The following is a 16,609-nucleotide window of genomic DNA, read 5'->3' on the forward strand; positions in this document are numbered from 1 at the left end:
ACGACCTGCGGGCCGCCTACGCCGGTGACCGCATCGACCTGTTCCTGTCCTGGCGGACGTTCGACGCCGACGACCTACGGGCGCTGCACCCGGAGAACCCGCCACCGCCCAGCGACCTGTTCCGCCGCTTCCTACACTGGACCCACCGCCCCGCCACCCACCCCAGCCCGCGCTGATCTTGCAGTTCCGGCCCCAGCAATGGGGTGAAACGCCCAGCGGAAGGGTCCAAAGTGCAAGATCGACGCACCGGGGAGGGCGAGGGGCGGGGACTTGCCGCTCAGGCGTTGCCTCCTGGCGTCGGGACTCCTCGTCTATGGTGAGGACCGTCGAGATCGCTAGGAGCACGCCGTGGAAGCGACCGAGATCCGCAAGCTCGCCGCCCTGGAGGACACCCACTGGTGGTACCGGGAGCGGCGGGTCCTGCTGGCCCGGGCGCTGCGCCGGCTGGCCGCCGCCGGTCACGCCCCCGGGCGGGCGCTCGACGTCGGCGCGGCCGGCGGCGGCAACACCCGGGTGCTGCGGGCGCACGGCTGGCAGCCGGTGGCGTTGGAATACAGCGCGGAGGGCGCCGGGGTGGCCCGGGAGCGTGGGCTCGACGTGATCCGGGCCGACGCCCGGTGCCTGCCGCTGCCGTCGGCGAGCCTGGGCCTGGTCACCGCGTTCGACATCCTGGAGCACTTCGACGAGGACCACCTGGCCGCCGCCGAGATCCGCCGCACCCTGCGCCCCGGCGGCGTCGCGCTGATCGCCGTGCCGGCCGACATGGCACTGTGGTCGGCGCACGACGTGGCGGTCGGCCACGTCCGCCGCTACGACCGGGCGTCGCTGCGCGCCGTGGTGGAGAAGGCCGGGCTGGTGGTCGACGAGCTGTGGAGCTGGAACGTGCTGCTGCGCCCGGTTGCGGCCTGGCGGCGGCGCAGGTCCACCGGCAGCGACCTGGACGAGCTGAACCCGCTGGTCAACCTGGGGCTGCGCGCCGTCGTCACCGCCGAGCGGCACCTGCCGGTGCGGGCCCTGCCGGGGGTGTCGCTGATGCTGCGCGCCCACCGCCGGGCCGACGACTGACCGGGCCACCCACCCGCTCCCGGAGTGCGTGCCCCCCCGTGTGGTTTTCAACGACGGGCTGCGTCTGCGTCAGCAGGCCCGCGAGCACGACACCGCATGGCCCTCGTTCACCACGATGTTAAAGTACAAAGCCGCCCGGTACGGGCACACCTTCGCCCGGGTGAACCGGCCCTTCCCATCCACCCGCATGTCCCCGCAGTGTCGCCGCATCGGCGCGCGGCGAAGCGGTAACCCACCCGGACGCCGCGCAGTCCACACGCAGCGTGAAGGAAATCTCCGCCCTCGACAGCGGAGAGGATGTCAACATCCATCGGCCGTCCGGGGTGGACCGGGCGGCGCGGGACGACCACAGGGGAAGTGCAAACGGTGTTACGACGGATCGGGGTGGCCCTGCTGGCCGTCCTCTGCACGGTGCCGGCGGCGGGCTGCGCCGACGACGGGACGCGGGCGGCGGCGGGTGCCGGCCCGTCCCCGGTGGTGTCGGGCCCGCCCTGGTACGACGAGGTGGGCCCGGCCGAGGCCGGCGTCACCGTCGGCGGGAAGGGCAGCCCCTGCGAACTGCCGGTCACGTTCTCGTTGCCGGCCGGGTGGGCCCCCGAGGCGGTGGCGGAGGAGGCCACGATCACGCTGGGCAGGGCCCGGCTGCGCTGCGAGGTCGACGCGAAGCCGGCCGGCAGCGTGGGTTTCCTGCGGGTCTGGGCGGTCGACGGGGCCGCCGGGGACCTGCGCGCCACGCTGGAGGAGTTCCTCGCCGAGTACGGCCGGGTCAGCGAGATCGAGTACCGGCGGGTGCGGCACGACCCGCTCGACCTGGTGGAGGCGACGTTCCTGCAACGCAGCGAACTCAGCGGCCCGAACCGGCAGCGGGCGCTGGTGGCGGACATCCCGGCCGGCGGACCGGTGCTGCTGACCCTCGGCGGAATGGACACCGACGAGTTCGAGGCCATGTTCCCGGCGTACCAGCTGGCGACGCGGACGTTCCAGGTCACCCGCTGAGCCGACGCGCCTGTTAGGAGGGGCCCCTGTACAACAGAATGCGTTGACAGGGGTCCCCTCCTTGCACATCAGCGGAGGCGGTAGACGGCCATGCCGGCGGTCACGTAGCGCAGGTCGGCGAGGGTGGCCAGCGCCGGGGACTCCGGGGCGACCTTGCGGTCCACGACCAGCCAGCGCACGCCGTACGTGTCGCGCAGGTCGGCCAGGCCCTCGGCGGTGGGGGCGGTGAACGCGGCGTCGTTGGCGCGCAGCCGCCCGGCGTCCCAGAACGGGGCGTACGGGCCGCCGGGCAGGCCGACCATCCGGGGCGCGAACGCCCACCCCTCCACCAGCACCGAGCGCTCCGTGTAGGCGCTGAGCCAGAACGACCGGGCGTCGCACCAGCCGCTCACCACCGCCCGGCAGTGCACGTTGGTGGCCACCACGTCGCCGGGTTCGCTGTGCTCGTGCACGTAGCGGGCCGCCGCCACCCGGGAGGCCGGCATCCGCTCCACCGGGTACGCGCCGCCGTTGGGGAACCGGTGCGCGGCGGCGGCATCCAGCACCAGCCCCGGCGCGCCCGCGACCAGGGCGGCGGTGAGCAGCACCACGCCGCCCCGACCGGCGAGCCCCGGCCAGCGCCCGACCAGCGCCGGCCAGCAGAGCCCGACCAGCAGCGCCACCGCCGCCAGCGCCGCCGCCCAGGTCAGCAGCGGCAGCACCGGCGCGTACGACGGGGTCGTCGGCGACGCCGCCGGGTGACGCAACTGGATCGCGGTGAGCAGCACGGCGAGCCCGGCCGCCCCCGCGCCGAGCAGCGCCCGACCCCGCGCGCCCAGCGCGGCGGAGTCGACCAGCTCGGCCCAGCCCCACGCCGACAGGATCACCCCGAACGCGAACCCGGCCCGGGTGAAGTACTGGTTGCTGCTGCCCGGATGCCCCACCAGCAGGTAGACCGCCGGGCCGGCGAGCGCCCCGCCGAGCAGGAACACCTGCACCGGCTCCAGCCGCCACCGGCGCAGCCGCAGCAGCGCCACCACCCCGGCCAGCCGGAGCTGGAGGTTCAGCAGGAACGCGACGAACACGGCCGCCCACAGCAGCGCGGCCGTCCCCGCCGGGCGGTCCGTCGGAACGTACGGGCGCAGCCCCGAGAACGGGTCGACGGTCACCCCGTGGCTCTCGAACGCGAACAGCACGGCGGTGGCGAACAGCTGCGCGGCCAGCGCCAGCCCGGCCGCCGCCAGCACCGCCCGGGGCAGGGTGCGGCGGAACACCAGCGACACCGCCGCGGTGAACGCCAGCGCGGCCAGCACCACCGGCACCGAGCTGGCCTTCGCCCCGGTCGAGGCGGCCAGGAACAGCGCCGCGAGCACCCACGCGCCGCGCCCCAGCGCCGGCACCGCCGAGCCCCGGGCCCGGCCGACCAGCTCACCGAGCGCCGCCACCAGCGGCAGGAGCAACACCCAGCTGTACGTCATCGACGGGCTGCCCCAGACGATGAACGTGGCCTGGGTGCCGAAGAGCTGGCGTATCCCGTTCTCGTAGCCGAACTCGCCGACGGTGAACATCAGCGCGGCGGCGGCCACCCCCGCGTACGGCCGGCCGGTGACCCGCCAGCCGACCACCGCCGCCAGCACGGCCGCGAGGGTGCAGAGCGTCGGCACGCCCAGCCGGAAGAAGACAGTCGGCAGGTCCACGCCGCTGACCAGGCTGCCCGCCGCGAAGTGGGCGAAGCCGAACCAGTGGTAGTGCAGGGGCTCCCCGGCGACCTGCGGCACGTCCAGTGGCACCTGGTGGGTGGCCGCCCCGGCGAGGGAGAGCTGGAACGCGAGGTCGATGTATTGGGCCTGCCCCTCGTCGGTGGGCAGCACCGGGTTGACCCGCAGGAAGGACTCGTAGAGATAGAGGGTGAAGCCGGCGACGACGCCCGCGAGGGCCCAGGCCCAGCCGGTCGGCACCCGGACGTGGCCGGTGGCCCGCCAGTGCCGGCGCAGCCGGGGCACGGCGGCGAACGGCACGAGCACCGCCAGCGGCCACAGCCACAGCAGGTGGGGCAGGCCGGCGGCGGTGAACGCCGCCCACCCGGCCAGCTCCAGCACCAGGCCGACTGCCGCGCCGAACGCCAGGTCCTCGACGAAGGTGTGCGGGCGACGGCGCAGCGCGCGGAACACCAGCGTGCCGGGGAGCAGGACGGCCAGCAGGGCGTACCCGGTCCAGCGGGCCAGGTCGGGCGCGGGGGTGCCGGTGGCCAGCAGCGCGGCGGCGACGACAGCGTAGCCGGCGACGGCCGGGGCGTACCGCAGGGCGGCGGAACGGCCCCCGCGCCCCTCGCCGCGGGTGGCGGCGGCGGTGACGGTGCCGGCGGTCACCGGAGGCTGTCGGCCAGCTCGGCCGCGCCGCCGGCCGCCGGCCCGTCGGCGTCGGGCGCTCCCCGCCCGTCGGCGTCGGCCGCGCCGGGCTCGGCGGTGTCGCTGGCCACGAAGTACGCCGGGCGGCCCTGCACGGCCGTGTAGATCCGGGCCACGTACTCGCCGAGCAGGCCGAGGCAGAGCAGCTGCACCGCGCCGAGGAAGAGGATCGCCACGTACAGCGAGGGCCAGCCGGTGACCGTGGAGCCGCCCAGCCAGGCGGCGATGGCGACGACCACCAGCACCCCGCACACCGCCACCCCGACCAGCCCGAGCCAGGTGGCCACGCGCAGGGGTGCGGCGGAGAAGCTGGTGACGCTCTCGGCGGCCAGCCCGGCCATCCGGGACAGCGGGTACTTCGTCCGGCCGGCGGCCCGCTCCTCGCGCTGGTAGGTGACCTCCCCGCTGGGGAAGCCGAGCCAGGGCACCACCAGCCGCAGCACGGGGCTGCGTTCGGGCAGCTCGCGCAGGGCCTCCACGGCCGCCCGGCTGAGCAGCCGGAAGTCGCCGGCCTGGGCGGGCACCTGCTTGCCGACCAGCCGACGCATCAGCCGGTAGTAGCCGGCGGCGGTCCACCGCTTGAAGCGGGTGTCGCGGCTGCGGTCGGCGCGCACCCCGTAGACGATGTCGAGGCCGTCGGCGCGGGCCCGGCGCAGCATCTCGGCGACGGTCTCGGGTGGATCCTGGAGGTCGGCGTCGAGGCTGACCACCCACCGGCCCCGGGCCCGCAGCACCCCGGCGACCAGGGCCGCCTGGTGACCGCTGTTGCGGCGCAGCCGCAGCACCCGCAGCTGCGGCCAGCGGGCGCGCAGCCCGGCCAGGCCGGCGGCGGTGCCGTCGGTGCTGCCGTCGTCGACCACCAGCACCTCGTACAGCTCGCCGAGGGCGTCGAGGACCGCCCGCAGCCGCCGGGCGAACAGCGGCAGCACGCTCTCCTCGTTGAACATCGGGACCACGACGGACAGTGCCGGCTCCGGTCGCGTCACGGGGCTGGCCTCCGTCTCGTCTGCGGCGCTGGGACAGCCGAACGCTACCAGCCGGTCCGGGGCCGGCAGGCCCCCCGCGCGCCGGCCGCCTCCCGCCGTCCGCCGCCGGCCGCAGGTCAGTTCGACCGCCGACCGGCGGTCAGTTCCCGCAGGTCGTCGCGGGTAGGCCGGGGACGGGCACCGGGGACCGGCCGGTCGGGCGGGCCCGGCCCGCGAGGACGTTCGCCAGGGCGGTCATCGACGCGGCGCTGGAGGAGTACGTGGCCAGCAGCGTCGGCGACTTCGCCTTCGCCAGCACGTACGGGGTGTCCATCGCGACGGTCACCGCCGCGTCGGCGGCGAGGTCGCCGGTGCCGTCGCCGTACCCGACGAGGTGCACCCGGGTGCCGCCGCTGGGAACCACCTTCACCCCGACGGCGGTGAGCGCCTCCGTCAGCAGGTTGCGGGTCTTGTCCCGGCCGCCGGAGGAGGTGATCGTGACGGGGGCGCGGACGCCCTTCGTGCAGGAGCCGCGCAGCACGGTGACCGCGCCGGCGGCGAGCGCCTCGGCGGCGCGGCGGTGCTCCGGGTCGTTCAGGGTGGACATCGCCGGGGCGGGCGTGCCGGCCAGGGTGAACTTCATGGTCAGCACCCGGGTCACCGCCTCGACCAGCCGGGCCCGGGGCAGCGAGCCGTCGCGCAAAGCGGCGAGCAGCCCGTCGTACGCCTGGGTGACGTTGGGGGGCATCAGGATCAGGTCGTTGCCGGCCTTGAGCGCCCGTACCGCCGCCTCCCCCGGCGACCAGCGCTTGGCGGGGGCCATGTTCATGCCGTCGGTGATCACCACGCCCTGGAAGCCGAGTTGGCCGCGCAGCACGCCGGTGAGGATCTTGTGGGAGAAGGTCGCCGGGGTGCCCGGGTCGATGGCGGTGACGTCGAGGTGGGCCGACATCACGGCGAGGGCCCCGGCGTCGACGCCGGCGGAGAACGGCGGGAACGCCGTGGAGTCGAGCACCTTGCGGCTCTGGCCGATCACCGGCAGATCCTGGTGCGAGTCGGCGGCGCTGAGGCCGTGCCCCGGGAAGTGCTTGACGCTGGCCGCCACCCCGGTGCCCTGCAAGCCGCGCACCGCGCCGGCCACCTGGGCCGAGGCCCGCTTCGGGTCCGCGCCGAACGACCGGGAGCCGATCACCGTGCTGCGGGTGACGAGCACGTCGGCGACGGGGGCGAAGTCCAGGTTGATCCCCATCGCGGCCAGCTCCTGGCCGGCGGCCCGCCAGGCGGCCTCGGTCAGCGCCGGGTCGCCGGCCGCCCCGGCGGCCAGCGGGCTGGGCAGCAGGGTGACCCCGTCGGTGATCCGGGTGACCACCCCGTACTCCTGGTCGGTGCCGATCAGGAACGGCGCCGCGCCGGCGGGCAGCTTCCCGGCGGCGTCGCGCAGGCCGGTGGTCAGCTCGCGGACCTGCTTCGGGTTGTCGACGTTGGTGGTCTCCTGGTTGCCGGCGGTCGGGTCGTCGGCGCTGAAGCCGACCAGGATGAGCCCGCCCAGCCGATACCTCGCCACCATCTCGGCCGGGGTGTCGACCCCGGCGAGGGCCCGGTTGCCGGTGGCGGAGCCGGCGGAGACCGTCGTCGCGTTGTCGCCGTAGGCGTAGGGCATCAGGACCTGGCCGACCAGGTCCTCGTCGGCGAGGGTGCCGACCAGGGCGGCGGCGCGGGCGGCCGGGTCGGCGGTCGCGGTCGGCGCGCCCGACGGGGTCGGGCCCGACGGGGTGGGCCCGGCCGCGGCGGGGCTGGCCGACGGGGCGGGGCGGGGCCGGTCCGGCTCCCCCGTGCACCCGGTGAGCAGCACGGCGGTCAGGGCGGCGAGCGCGACGCCGGCACGTCGCGGGAAGTTCGACACGCGGTCCATCCCACCAGTTCACCCCTTATCGGGGCAACTCGGCCCGGTCAAGCTGCCGCGCCAGCACGCCTGAAGTGTGACCGACCGCCGGGTGAGGGCCGGGGCGGCTCAGCCGACCCGGGTGAGCAGCGTCACCGGGGCGCCGTCGCCCGCGTACCGGTAGGGCTCCAGCTCGGCGTCCCAGGCGGTGCCGAGTGCCTTGTCGAGCGCGTGGGCCAGTGCCTCGGGGGCCCGGGCGGCGGCCATGATGCCGCGCAGCCGGTCCTCGCCGAGCTGGATGTCGCCGGCCGCGCCGACGGTGGCCCGGAACAGGCCCCGCCCCGGGACGTACATGAAGCGTTCGCCGTCGACGCCCGCGCTCGGTTCCTCGGTCACCTCGAAACGGATCATGGGCCACTGCCGGAGGGCAGCAGCCAGCTCGGCGCCCGTCCCCGGGCGACCGGTCCACCCGCACTCGGCCCGGCGGGCGCCGGGGTCGACGGGCTGGGCCGTCCACTGCAGGTTGACCGGCGCGGCAAGGACGCGCGCGATTGCCCACTCGACGTGTGAGCACACGGCGAGCGGGGTCGAGTGGACGTATACGACGCCACGTGTTGGCACGGTGACCTCCCGGAGAGCGAGGTGCGTCTTCCCCTACGACCTCGACACCCGAGTGGCTGTTGGAACACATGATGACTGGTGGGACGGATGGTGCGCCAGGGAATCGGAAAATTCGCCGCCCGGGAACGGGGTGGAATGCGGCGCCGGTGGCCACCGTTGTGCCCTCCGTCAGGCGCGGTGACCAGCCAGGCACCGTGGTCGTGTACAGTTCTCTCGGCGGCTTGTGCCGCGCACATCTTCGGCGGGTCGAGGCTCTTCCCGGGCGTCACCCGTCACAGCCCCCGGACGTTCCCCGTCCTCCCGTACGTCTCCAAGGAGTACCTCCGTGGCGAGCAACACCTCTAAGACCGCGCGCGCGTCAGTCCGGGCCGGCCAGGCTGGCCAGGGTGGGGCCCTCAGCGTGCTGGGCGAGTTCAAGTACCTGATCCCGCTCAACGGCGGCAGGCACGCCTACGTGCGGAACCTCACCAACGGCAAGACCGCGCACCTGCGCACCGACTCCGACGCCTTCGTCGAGGAGATCCGGGTGCTGGCCGCCGCCGGCCACGCCGCCAAGATCCGGGCCGAGCTGAACAGCCTCGCGGCCGCCCACCCCGACCACGGCTGGGACGCCACCGAAAAGCGCCTCGCCGAGGCTGGTGTCTTCGGCGGCTGAACCCGCCCGCGACACCCGCACCACCTGCGACACCCGCTCTACCTGCGACACCCCGAACCGCCCGCCGGGCCCACCCGGCGGGCGGTTCGCCGTCTGCGCCCCGTCCCTGCGCCGGGCGGCCCGCGCCGCCTCCGCCCGGCCCGCCGCCGGGCATGGGGAGGTGAGAAGGGGAGCCTTCTCTACCGCAGGCGTCAACAAGGGGCCCTTCCTTGCACAGGGTTGGCGTGGTGTCATGGCGGGTAGCCCGTGTTACCGCTGGGTCACCCGGCGATGACGTTTCTGTGGCGGCCCGAGGGGAGGCGGCGATGCCGGAACACGTCGAGGTGCGGCTCGCAGACGACGTGCGCCTGCACGTGGAGGCGTCCGGGCCGGCCGAGGCCGAGGTCACCGCCGTCCTGCTGCACGGCTGGACGCTGGACGGGCGCAGCTGGCACCGGCAGCTCGCCGAGCTGCGCGAGCGGTTCGGCGACCGGGTCCGGGTGGTCACGTACGACGCCCGGGGGCACGGCCGGTCCGGCTGCATGGCGCTGCGTACCGCCACCCTGGCCCAGCTCGGCGACGACCTGGCCGCCGTGCTCGACGCCGTCGCCCCGGCCGGGCCGGTGGTGCTGGTCGGGCACTCCATGGGCGGCATGACGATCATGGAGTACGCGCACCGGCACCCCGGGCACTTCGCCGCCCGCACGGCGGGGCTGGTGTTCGTCTCGACCACCGCCGAGGGGCACACCCACACCGCGTACGGCCTCTCCCCCCGCATCGCCCGGCTGATCCGGCTGGCCGAGACCACCGGCGCCGGGGTGCTGGCCCGCTGCGGCGCGTGGCGTCCGCCCCGGGCGCTGCTGCGCGCCCTGCGACCCAGCATCCGCTGGATGCTCTTCGGCGACCGCTGCGATCCGACCGACATCCGGCTGGTCACCTCGGCGGTGGCCCGGGCCACGCTGCGCTCGATCGGCGGGTTCCGCGCGTCGATCGGGGCCCAGCACCGGCTGGACACCCTCGCCGCGCTGGCCCACCTGCCGGCGGCGGCGCTGGTCGGGGACCGGGACCGGCTCACCCCGCCGCCGTGCGCCGAGTCGATCGCGGTGGCCCTGCCGGCGACGGAGCTGACGGTCTGCCCGGGCGCCGGGCACATGCTGATGATGGAGCGGCCCGAGCAGGTGAACGCCGCCCTGGCCGGGGTGTTGGGCCGGGTGCTGGCGGGCGCGCCGAGCGCGTCCGCACCGCACTGACCGGGGCCGCACCGGCGCTGACCGGGGTCCCGGGCCGGGGTCCCGGGACGTGGGGTGGATCGCGGCGGCGGCATGGCCCCGCGAAGCCGTCGGCTGCTGGCCGTACCCTCACCCGGTCACCCCGGCGCGCCGCCCGCGCCCCTGGCGCGGCCGCCGCCGCCGTCTGCGAGGAGCCCGTACGTTGACCGACCGCACGACCCTGGAGCAGGAGATGGCCGCCGAGCAGCGGCACCTCGACCGGGTGTACGCCCGCCTCGCCGAACTGCGCCGCTTCGCCGCGCAGGCCGAGAAGGACGGCTACCGCCTGGCCCGGGTGGGCAACTTCGGGGCGCTCGTCGAGCGGGACGCGATGGTCTTCCACGCCGCCCAGCGCCGGCACGTGCTCGACGCCGAGCACGAGGGGCTGGTCTTCGGCCGGCTGGACCTACGGGAGGGGCAGGTGCTGCACGTCGGGCGGCTCGGGGTGCGCGGCGAGAACGCCGAGACGCTGGTGGTGGACTGGCGGGCCCCGGCCGCCGCCGCCTTCTACCAGGCGACGCCGACGCAGCCGCTGGGCGTGGTCCGGCGGCGCACGATCTCCTCGTCGGCGGAGCGGGTGACCCGGATCGAGGACGACCTGCTGGACCCGGCGGCGGCACCGCCGGACATGGCGGTGGTGGGCGACGGCGGGCTGCTGGCCACCCTGTCCCGGGCCACGGGCCGGGGGATGCGGGACATCGTGGCCACGATCCAGCGGGAGCAGGACGAGGCGATCCGCTCCCCCGCCTCCGGGGTCACGATCGTCTCCGGCGGCCCGGGCACGGGCAAGACGGCGGTGGCGCTGCACCGGGCGGCGTTCCTGCTCTATTCCGACCGCAGCCGCTACGCCGGGGGCGGCATCCTGGTGGTCGGCCCGTCGGCGGTGTTCGTGGAATACATCGCCTCGGTGCTGCCGTCGCTGGGCGAGGAGGCGGCGACGCTGCACTCGCTCGGGTCGCTGTTCCCGGGGATGGGCGCGACGCGCACCGACCCGCCGGAGGTGGCGGCGGTGAAGGGGTCGCTGCGGATGCGCCGGGTGCTGGAGCGCGCGGTGCGGGACGCGGTGCCGGGCGGGCCGGGCGAGCTGCGGCTGCTCTACCGGGGTGAGCTGCTGCGGCTGGACCGCCGGGAGCTCGACGGCATCCGGGACCGGGCGCTGGGCCGGGGGGCCCGCCGCAACGAGTCACGCCGGGCGGGCTTCGACGGGGTGTTCGCGGCGCTGTGGGCGCAGGCCCGCCGGCTGGGCATCGGCCGGCTGCCGGAGCAGCGCGCGTTCGAGGACGAGATCGCCGAGCGGCCCGAGTTCCGCGAGTTCCTCAAGGCGTGGTGGCCGCGGCTGCACCCCCGGCACGTGCTGGGCTGGCTGGCCCGCCCGGATCGGCTGCGCCGGTACGCCGCCGGGGTCCTGTCCCGGGCGGAGGTCGGCCTGCTCGTCGAGGCGTACCGGACGCTGGACGCCGAGGGGCTGACGATCGCCGACGTCGCCCTGCTCGACGAGTTGGACGCGCTGCTGGGCAAGCCGGTGCAGCCGAAGCGTGCGAAGCGGGACCCGTTCCGGCTCGCCGGAGGCGTACGTGAGCTGAGCACGCACGCCGACCGGCAGCGGGCGGCGCGGGAGGCGGCCCGGGAGCGGCCGGAGGACTACCGCGACTTCGCGCACGTGGTGGTCGACGAGGCGCAGGACGTCTCGCCGATGCAGTGGCGGATGGTCGGCCGGCGCGGCCGGCTGGCGTCCTGGACGGTGGTGGGCGACCCGGCGCAGACCGCGTGGACGGGGGATCCGCAGGAGCTGACCCGGGCCCGGGACGCGGCGCTGGGCCGGCGGCGGCGGCACCAGTTCGAGCTGACCACCAACTACCGCAACTCGGCGGAGATCTTCGCGGTGGCGGCGGCGGAGATCCGCCGGCTCTACCCGGACCTGACGCTGCCCCGCGCGGTGCGGTCCACCGGCGTGGCCCCGGTCGAGCTGACCGTTCCGGCGGCCGGGCTGGAGGCGGCGACCGTCGCGGCGGTCGGCGACCTGCTCGGCGAGGTGGAGGGCACGGTCGGGGTGATCACGCCGGTGCCGCGCCGCGACGAGGTGGCTGGCTGGCTGGCCGGCCGGGCCGCGCCGCGCCTGCAGGTGGTGACCAGCCTCCAGGCCAAGGGCATGGAGTACGACGGGGTGGTGCTGGTCGCCCCGGGCGAGATCCGGGCGGACCCGGGCTCGGGCGTGCGGACGCTGTACGTGGCGCTGTCGCGGGCGACCCAGCGCCTCGTCACGCTCGACCCGACGGGCTGATCACGCTCGACCCGACGGCTGATCCGGCCCCGGCCGTTCACCGGCCGGACCGCCGCCGATCACTTGCATACATTGCGATGTGAACATAGATTTGGCCGGGGGGTTGGGATCACGGACGGAGGGTGTGGGCGTGGGCGCAGGTCATGACCACCACCACGGGGTGGCGGCAAACGCCTCCGACCGCCATTCGGGGCGGCTCTGGGCGGCGTTCGCGCTGCTCGCCGTGCTGATGATCGTCGAGGCGGTGACCGCGCTCGGCACCGGCTCGCTGGCGCTGCTCTCCGACGCCGGGCACATGTTCACCGACGTGCTCGGCATCGGCATGGCGCTCGCCGCGATCACCGCCACCCGCCGGGCCACCGCCGACCCGCAGCGCACGTTCGGGCTCTACCGGTTGGAGGTGCTCGCCGCGCTCGGCAACGCCCTGCTGCTCAGCGGCGTCGCCGTCTACGTCCTCGTCGAGGCCGTCCGCCGCTTCGGCGACCCGCCCGAGGTGACCACCGGCCCGATGCTCGCGGTGGCGGTGCTGGGCCTGCTCGCCAACGTCGCCGCGTTCGCCCTGCTGCGCAGCGGGGCGAAGGAGAGCCTCAACCTGCGCGGGGCGTACCTGGAGGTGCTGGGCGACCTGCTCGGGTCGGTCGGGGTGATCGGGGCGGCGGCGCTGATCATGGTCACCGGCTGGTGGTGGGCGGACCCGGCGGTGGCCGTCGCGATCGGCGTGTTCATCCTGCCCCGCACCTGGCGGCTCGGTCGGGCCGCGGTGCGCATCCTGGTCCAGGCCGCGCCGGAGCACCTCCAGGTGACCGCCGTGCACGACCGGCTGGCCGCCGTGCCCGGCGTGGTCGAGGTGCACGACCTGCACGTCTGGACGCTGACCTCCGGCATGGAGGTCGCCTCGGCCCACCTGACCATGGCGCCCGGCGCGGAGGTCGGCGCGGTGCTGACCGCCGCCCGCACCGCCCTGCACGAGGACTTCCACATCGAGCACGCCACGTTGCAGGTCGAGCCGGGGGCGGCCCGCGACGGCTGCGGGCCGGCCGGCTGGTGAGACCGACGCCCATCAATTTTCGTGACTTATACGGTCGAATGCCGGACTTGACGGGATTTATCCGCGTACCCTCCGTCACGGAAGCAGCGCTGGTCCCACAGGCACCGGTAGGCTCGGTCCCGGCCTCCGCCGGGCGGCGCCCTCCGGCGCCTGTGGTGGCCGCCGCCTAATCGCCTACGGGCGAGCCGGGGAACCATGTTCGTGGGGTGCATCCGCTCCAGCGGTAGGGATCGTCCGTCCCGAACCCGTCAGCTAACCCGGTCGGCGGCTGATGGAAGGACATGCATATGCCAGTAGTGGCACCTGTAGGAAGGATCGCCGCCCGGGTCGCGGCGGCGCTGGTGCTGACGCTCGCCGTCGGCCTCGGGGCCGCGCCCGTGACGCCGGCCGGGGCCGCGCCGCCCGTCGGCCTGCTCGCCGCGCCGGGCGACGACGAGGAGGGCGGCACCCCCGCCCTGCGCGCCCAGCTCGAAGCGGCCAGCAAGGGCTACCTGGAGGCCAAGACCGCCCTCGACCGCTCGGTGAAGCGGCAGCAGAAGCTCGGCGGCCAGCTCAAGACGGTCGAGGCCGAGCTGGTCACGCGGGGCGCGAAGGTCGGCGAGATCGCCGGTGTGGCGTACAAGAAGGGTCGGCTCACCGCCGCCTCACTGCTGCTCGACAGCAGCTCCCCCGAGGGATTCCTGGACCGGGCCGCCGCGCTCGACGCGGTCGCCGCCAACGAGGACCGGGCGCTGCGCGCGCTGCTGACCACCCGGGACGAGGCGACGAAGACCCGACAGGGGATCGACGGCGAGATCCGCGAGCAGCGCAAGCAGGTCACGCTGATGGGCAAGCGCAAGGAACAGGCCGAACGGGCGCTCACCGTGGCCAACAACAAGGCCAGCAGCAACAGCGGCGGCGGGTCCAGCCCGGGCGGCAGCTCCAGCGCCAACGCCACCCCCGCGAAGCGCAACTCCGACGGCTCCTGGCCGGCGGAGTCGTGCAGCGTCAACGACCCCACCCCGGCCAACGGCTGCATCACCCCGCGCACCCTGCACGCGCTCAACCAGGCCAAGGCCGCCGGCTTCACCCGGTACGTCTCCTGCTACCGCCCCGGTGGCTCCGGCGAGCACCCGAAGGGCCGGGCCTGCGACTTCGCCGCGCAGAAGGGCGGCTTCGGCGGCGTGGCCACCGGCGGGGACCGCACCTACGGCAACAACCTGGCGGCGTACTACGTGCGCAACGCCGACCGGCTCGCCGTGCTGTACGTGATCTGGTTCAAGCAGATCTGGCTGCCCAGCAGCGGCTGGAAGGCGTACAGCGGCGGAAACGGGGACCCGTCCAGCGACCACACCAACCACGTGCACCTGTCGGTGATCTGACCGCGCCCGCCTCGGCGGCCCTCCCCCGTGGGCCGGGTCGCCGGGGCGCTACGCCGCCCGGCCCAGCACCTCGCCCAGCCGGCGGGCCAGCCCGAGGTGCGCCGAGCGGGCCTGCCGGAAGGCGTACGCGAACAGCAGCGTCGGGGCGGCCAGGGTGATCTCCACGTCGACGCGGACGAGGCCGCCCGGCTCGTCGCGCAGCCGGGTGTGGTTACGCACCGTCGTGGCCGGCCGCTGCCGGGCCAGCGTGACGATCTCGTCGTCGGTCACCACCAGCACGTCCGCCTGATACGTCACGCCGAAGCGCAGCGGCCCGGCGGCGAGCTGATCGGTTATCGCATAACTGGCCAGGGCACCCGGCCGGGGCGGCAACCGGCGCACCCGCGTGATCAACGGATGCAGCTCGGTCTGCCGGGCGGGGTCACTGAGCAGCGCCACTGCCTCGGCCCGCGGGCAGCAGGCCTGGACCGAGTATTGGAAGCTGTCGCGCCGGGGCATCCGTCGATCGTCCCCCACCCGAGGGCGTGGAGGAAGAGCCGGGCCCCGGCGCGTGAACCACCGCCGGCGACCCCGGTCAGGCGCCCGGCAGCACCTCGGGGGTGGCCGTGCCGGCGTAGTAGGGCTCGGGGGCACCGAAGAGGCCGAGCAGGCCGGTCACCCACAGTTGCCGGTGCACGAACCGGCTCGGCTCGGTGACGACCAGCTTCACGCCGCTGACCTCGGCGGTCTGGAAGCCGGCCACCATCGCGCTGATGCCGACCGAGTCGATGAAGGTGATGAGGCGCATGTTCAGCTCGATGCGGGCGGGACGCCCCTTGGTGAGCACCTCCGCGACGGCTTCGCGCACCTCGTACGCGGTGTCGACGTCGATCTCGCCACGCGGGGCGATCTCGATGACACCACCGGAAAGAACCGACTTCACGATCGACAGGCTCACGCGAGCACCTCCACTCGCCCATTCACGGGCGCCTCATCAGTACGCGGGCCGCGACCGAGAGTATTCCTCCGACGGCCTCGGTCGCCACCCCTCGGGATGAGCAATTCGTGGATCAGGGCAAAACACGTTGCCCTTATCCGGACTTTTCAGATCCTGTTAGCCACACGACCGGCCCGGGGCCGATGTCGCCGACCCAGGGTAGCGGTCCCCTCCGACCTTCGCGCGCACCCCGCGCCCCGGGCGTGTGGTCCACCCGGCCGTCACCGGCGGGACCCGCCGCCGTTGCCCGCCCCGCCTAACATCGGCGGCGTCCACACCCGCACCACGGAAGGAACCACCAAATGATCCGGAGACTGGCCGGCCTGGCCGGCGTCGGCGCGCTGCTCGCACTCATGTTGGCCTGCGGCTTCGGCGGCGGCGGGGACGACGACGATGACGACGACGGCGACGACTTCGCCCGGGGCGCGGCGGTGGTGTCCGTACGCTGAAGGCACAGCCGGCACGCCGGGGTTTGCGGCGGCGTCGGGTGGGGCACTGCCCCGGTGGGCGGACCACGCCGGCGGGGGCGACCCACCGGCGGGCGACCGCCCACCGGTCCCACGCCGCAGTCCGAAGTGGCCGCAAGCTTCGGCACCCGAGGAGGTAGCACGATGTTCGGAACCAACCTGCTGGAGCGCCGCAGCAAGCCCGAGCGGATCGCGGACCAGGCGTGGCAGCATCTGGCCTCCGCCGTAGGCTCCGCCGGGGACAGCGTTCGGGGCACCGCCCGCTCCGCCCGGCGCAGCGGCTCCGGCCTCGCCGACGACGCGGGCGACCTGGTCGGCTCCGCGGCCGACGAGGCGCGCCGCCGGGCGGTGCTGGCCTTCGACGCGCTCGCCGGCCGCCGGCCCGCCCTGCCCTGGACGCTGCTGATCGGGGCCGCCCTGGCCGGAGCGGCGATCGGCTGGGCCGCCGGTTCGGCCGCGCGGGCCGTCGGGCGCCGGGGCGAGCGCGACGTCGAGGAGATCGAGTTCGTCGACGTCGACCGGCCCGACTCCCCGGTCGGCCTGGACGGCTGAGCTCACCCGACACGCCGGGACGGCTGAGCCGCCCCGGCTGGTCGTCATCGCCGACCCACCAAGACGCGAGGCCCACCGAGACGCGAACCGGGCCGGCCTCCGTGCG

At 75.1% G+C, this 16,609-nt stretch carries 15 protein-coding genes and 1 riboswitch; of the genes, 9 read left to right on the forward strand and 6 right to left on the reverse strand.

Translation table 11 applies throughout. From position 1 onward, the window contains the following. Positions 1-348: 348 nt before the first annotated feature. Positions 349-1,065: a class I SAM-dependent methyltransferase gene (locus tag ACFT41_RS10250; protein ID WP_377587872.1), complete on the forward strand. Its 717-nt coding sequence runs from the start codon at positions 349-351 to the stop codon at positions 1,063-1,065. Between the two features lie 366 nt (positions 1,066-1,431). Continuing rightward, a complete protein-coding gene (locus tag ACFT41_RS10255) occupies positions 1,432-2,061 on the forward strand; it encodes a lipoprotein (RefSeq protein ID WP_377587873.1) in 630 nt (209 codons plus the stop codon). Positions 2,062-2,129: 68 nt separating this feature from the next. Here the strand turns inward: ACFT41_RS10255 and ACFT41_RS10260 are convergent, their stop codons facing one another. The 4 genes from ACFT41_RS10260 to ACFT41_RS10275 form a co-directional block, all read right to left on the reverse strand. Continuing rightward, positions 2,130-4,409: a hypothetical protein gene (locus ACFT41_RS10260; RefSeq protein ID WP_377587874.1), complete on the reverse strand. Its 2,280-nt coding sequence runs from the start codon at positions 4,407-4,409 to the stop codon at positions 2,130-2,132. After that, positions 4,406-5,434, reverse strand: a complete 1,029-nt coding sequence (locus ACFT41_RS10265) for a glycosyltransferase family 2 protein (RefSeq protein ID WP_377587875.1) — start codon at positions 5,432-5,434, stop codon at positions 4,406-4,408. Before ACFT41_RS10265 ends, ACFT41_RS10260 begins: the two co-directional genes overlap by 4 nt. A gap of 139 nt (positions 5,435-5,573) precedes the next feature. Continuing rightward, positions 5,574-7,325, reverse strand: coding sequence for a glycoside hydrolase family 3 protein (locus tag ACFT41_RS10270; protein WP_377587876.1), 1,752 nt, complete (start codon positions 7,323-7,325; stop codon positions 5,574-5,576). 99 nt (positions 7,326-7,424) lie between these two features. Further along, a complete protein-coding gene (locus ACFT41_RS10275) occupies positions 7,425-7,916 on the reverse strand; it encodes a DUF3145 domain-containing protein (protein WP_043966937.1) in 492 nt (163 codons plus the stop codon). A gap of 325 nt (positions 7,917-8,241) precedes the next feature. On the opposite strand from ACFT41_RS10275, the gene ACFT41_RS10280 reads away from it, so the two are divergent. The 5 genes from ACFT41_RS10280 (at position 8,242) to ACFT41_RS10300 (ending at position 14,508) form a co-directional block, all read left to right on the forward strand. Continuing rightward, complete coding sequence (locus ACFT41_RS10280) at positions 8,242-8,571, forward strand: hypothetical protein (protein WP_377587877.1); 330 nt, start codon at positions 8,242-8,244, stop codon at positions 8,569-8,571. Positions 8,572-8,876: 305 nt separating this feature from the next. After that, positions 8,877-9,800 (forward strand): alpha/beta fold hydrolase, encoded by a 924-nt coding sequence (locus ACFT41_RS10285; protein WP_377587878.1) that lies wholly within the window; start codon positions 8,877-8,879, stop codon positions 9,798-9,800. A gap of 181 nt (positions 9,801-9,981) precedes the next feature. Next, on the forward strand, positions 9,982-12,099 hold the full coding sequence (locus ACFT41_RS10290; protein ID WP_377587879.1) for a HelD family protein: 2,118 nt from the start codon (positions 9,982-9,984) through the stop codon (positions 12,097-12,099). Between the two features lie 130 nt (positions 12,100-12,229). Continuing rightward, positions 12,230-13,147, forward strand: coding sequence for a cation diffusion facilitator family transporter (locus ACFT41_RS10295; protein WP_377587880.1), 918 nt, complete (start codon positions 12,230-12,232; stop codon positions 13,145-13,147). A 153-nt stretch (positions 13,148-13,300) separates the two neighbouring features. After that, a riboswitch (cyclic di-AMP (ydaO/yuaA leader) is annotated at positions 13,301-13,430 on the forward strand. A gap of 4 nt (positions 13,431-13,434) precedes the next feature. Then, complete coding sequence (locus ACFT41_RS10300) at positions 13,435-14,508, forward strand: coiled-coil domain-containing protein (RefSeq protein WP_377587884.1); 1,074 nt, start codon at positions 13,435-13,437, stop codon at positions 14,506-14,508. A gap of 48 nt (positions 14,509-14,556) precedes the next feature. Here ACFT41_RS10300 and ACFT41_RS10305 read toward each other — a convergent pair whose 3' ends face one another. Further along, a complete protein-coding gene (locus tag ACFT41_RS10305; protein ID WP_377587881.1) occupies positions 14,557-15,006 on the reverse strand; it encodes an SRPBCC family protein in 450 nt (149 codons plus the stop codon). Positions 15,007-15,082: 76 nt separating this feature from the next. After that, the gene (locus ACFT41_RS10310; protein ID WP_377587882.1) at positions 15,083-15,445 is read right to left on the reverse strand and encodes an STAS domain-containing protein; all 363 of its coding nucleotides are present in this window, start codon (positions 15,443-15,445) and stop codon (positions 15,083-15,085) included. 341 nt (positions 15,446-15,786) lie between these two features. Here ACFT41_RS10310 and ACFT41_RS10315 point away from each other — a divergent pair, with 341 nt between their 5' ends. Further along, positions 15,787-15,933, forward strand: a complete 147-nt coding sequence (locus ACFT41_RS10315; protein ID WP_357751463.1) for a hypothetical protein — start codon at positions 15,787-15,789, stop codon at positions 15,931-15,933. Between the two features lie 162 nt (positions 15,934-16,095). Further along, positions 16,096-16,503 (forward strand): hypothetical protein, encoded by a 408-nt coding sequence (locus ACFT41_RS10320; protein ID WP_377587883.1) that lies wholly within the window; start codon positions 16,096-16,098, stop codon positions 16,501-16,503. The last annotated feature ends 106 nt before the right edge of the window (positions 16,504-16,609 follow it).

The organism is Micromonospora sp. NPDC057141, from assembly GCF_042670805.1.
Classification (GTDB): domain Bacteria; phylum Actinomycetota; class Actinomycetes; order Mycobacteriales; family Micromonosporaceae; genus Micromonospora.

What these genes read in the sequence shown, in the direction of transcription:
- ACFT41_RS10270 (WP_377587876.1), bottom strand. Translation starts at nt 7,325, where the DNA reads ATGGACCGCGTGTCGAACTTCCCGCGACGTGCCGGCGTCGCGCTCGCC.
- ACFT41_RS10285 (WP_377587878.1), top strand. Translation starts at nt 8,877, where the DNA reads ATGCCGGAACACGTCGAGGTGCGGCTCGCAGACGACGTGCGCCTGCAC.
- ACFT41_RS10300 (WP_377587884.1), top strand. Translation starts at nt 13,435, where the DNA reads ATGCCAGTAGTGGCACCTGTAGGAAGGATCGCCGCCCGGGTCGCGGCG.
- ACFT41_RS10305 (WP_377587881.1), bottom strand. Translation starts at nt 15,006, where the DNA reads ATGCCCCGGCGCGACAGCTTCCAATACTCGGTCCAGGCCTGCTGCCCG.
- ACFT41_RS10315 (WP_357751463.1), top strand. Translation starts at nt 15,787, where the DNA reads ATGATCCGGAGACTGGCCGGCCTGGCCGGCGTCGGCGCGCTGCTCGCA.
- ACFT41_RS10320 (WP_377587883.1), top strand. Translation starts at nt 16,096, where the DNA reads ATGTTCGGAACCAACCTGCTGGAGCGCCGCAGCAAGCCCGAGCGGATC.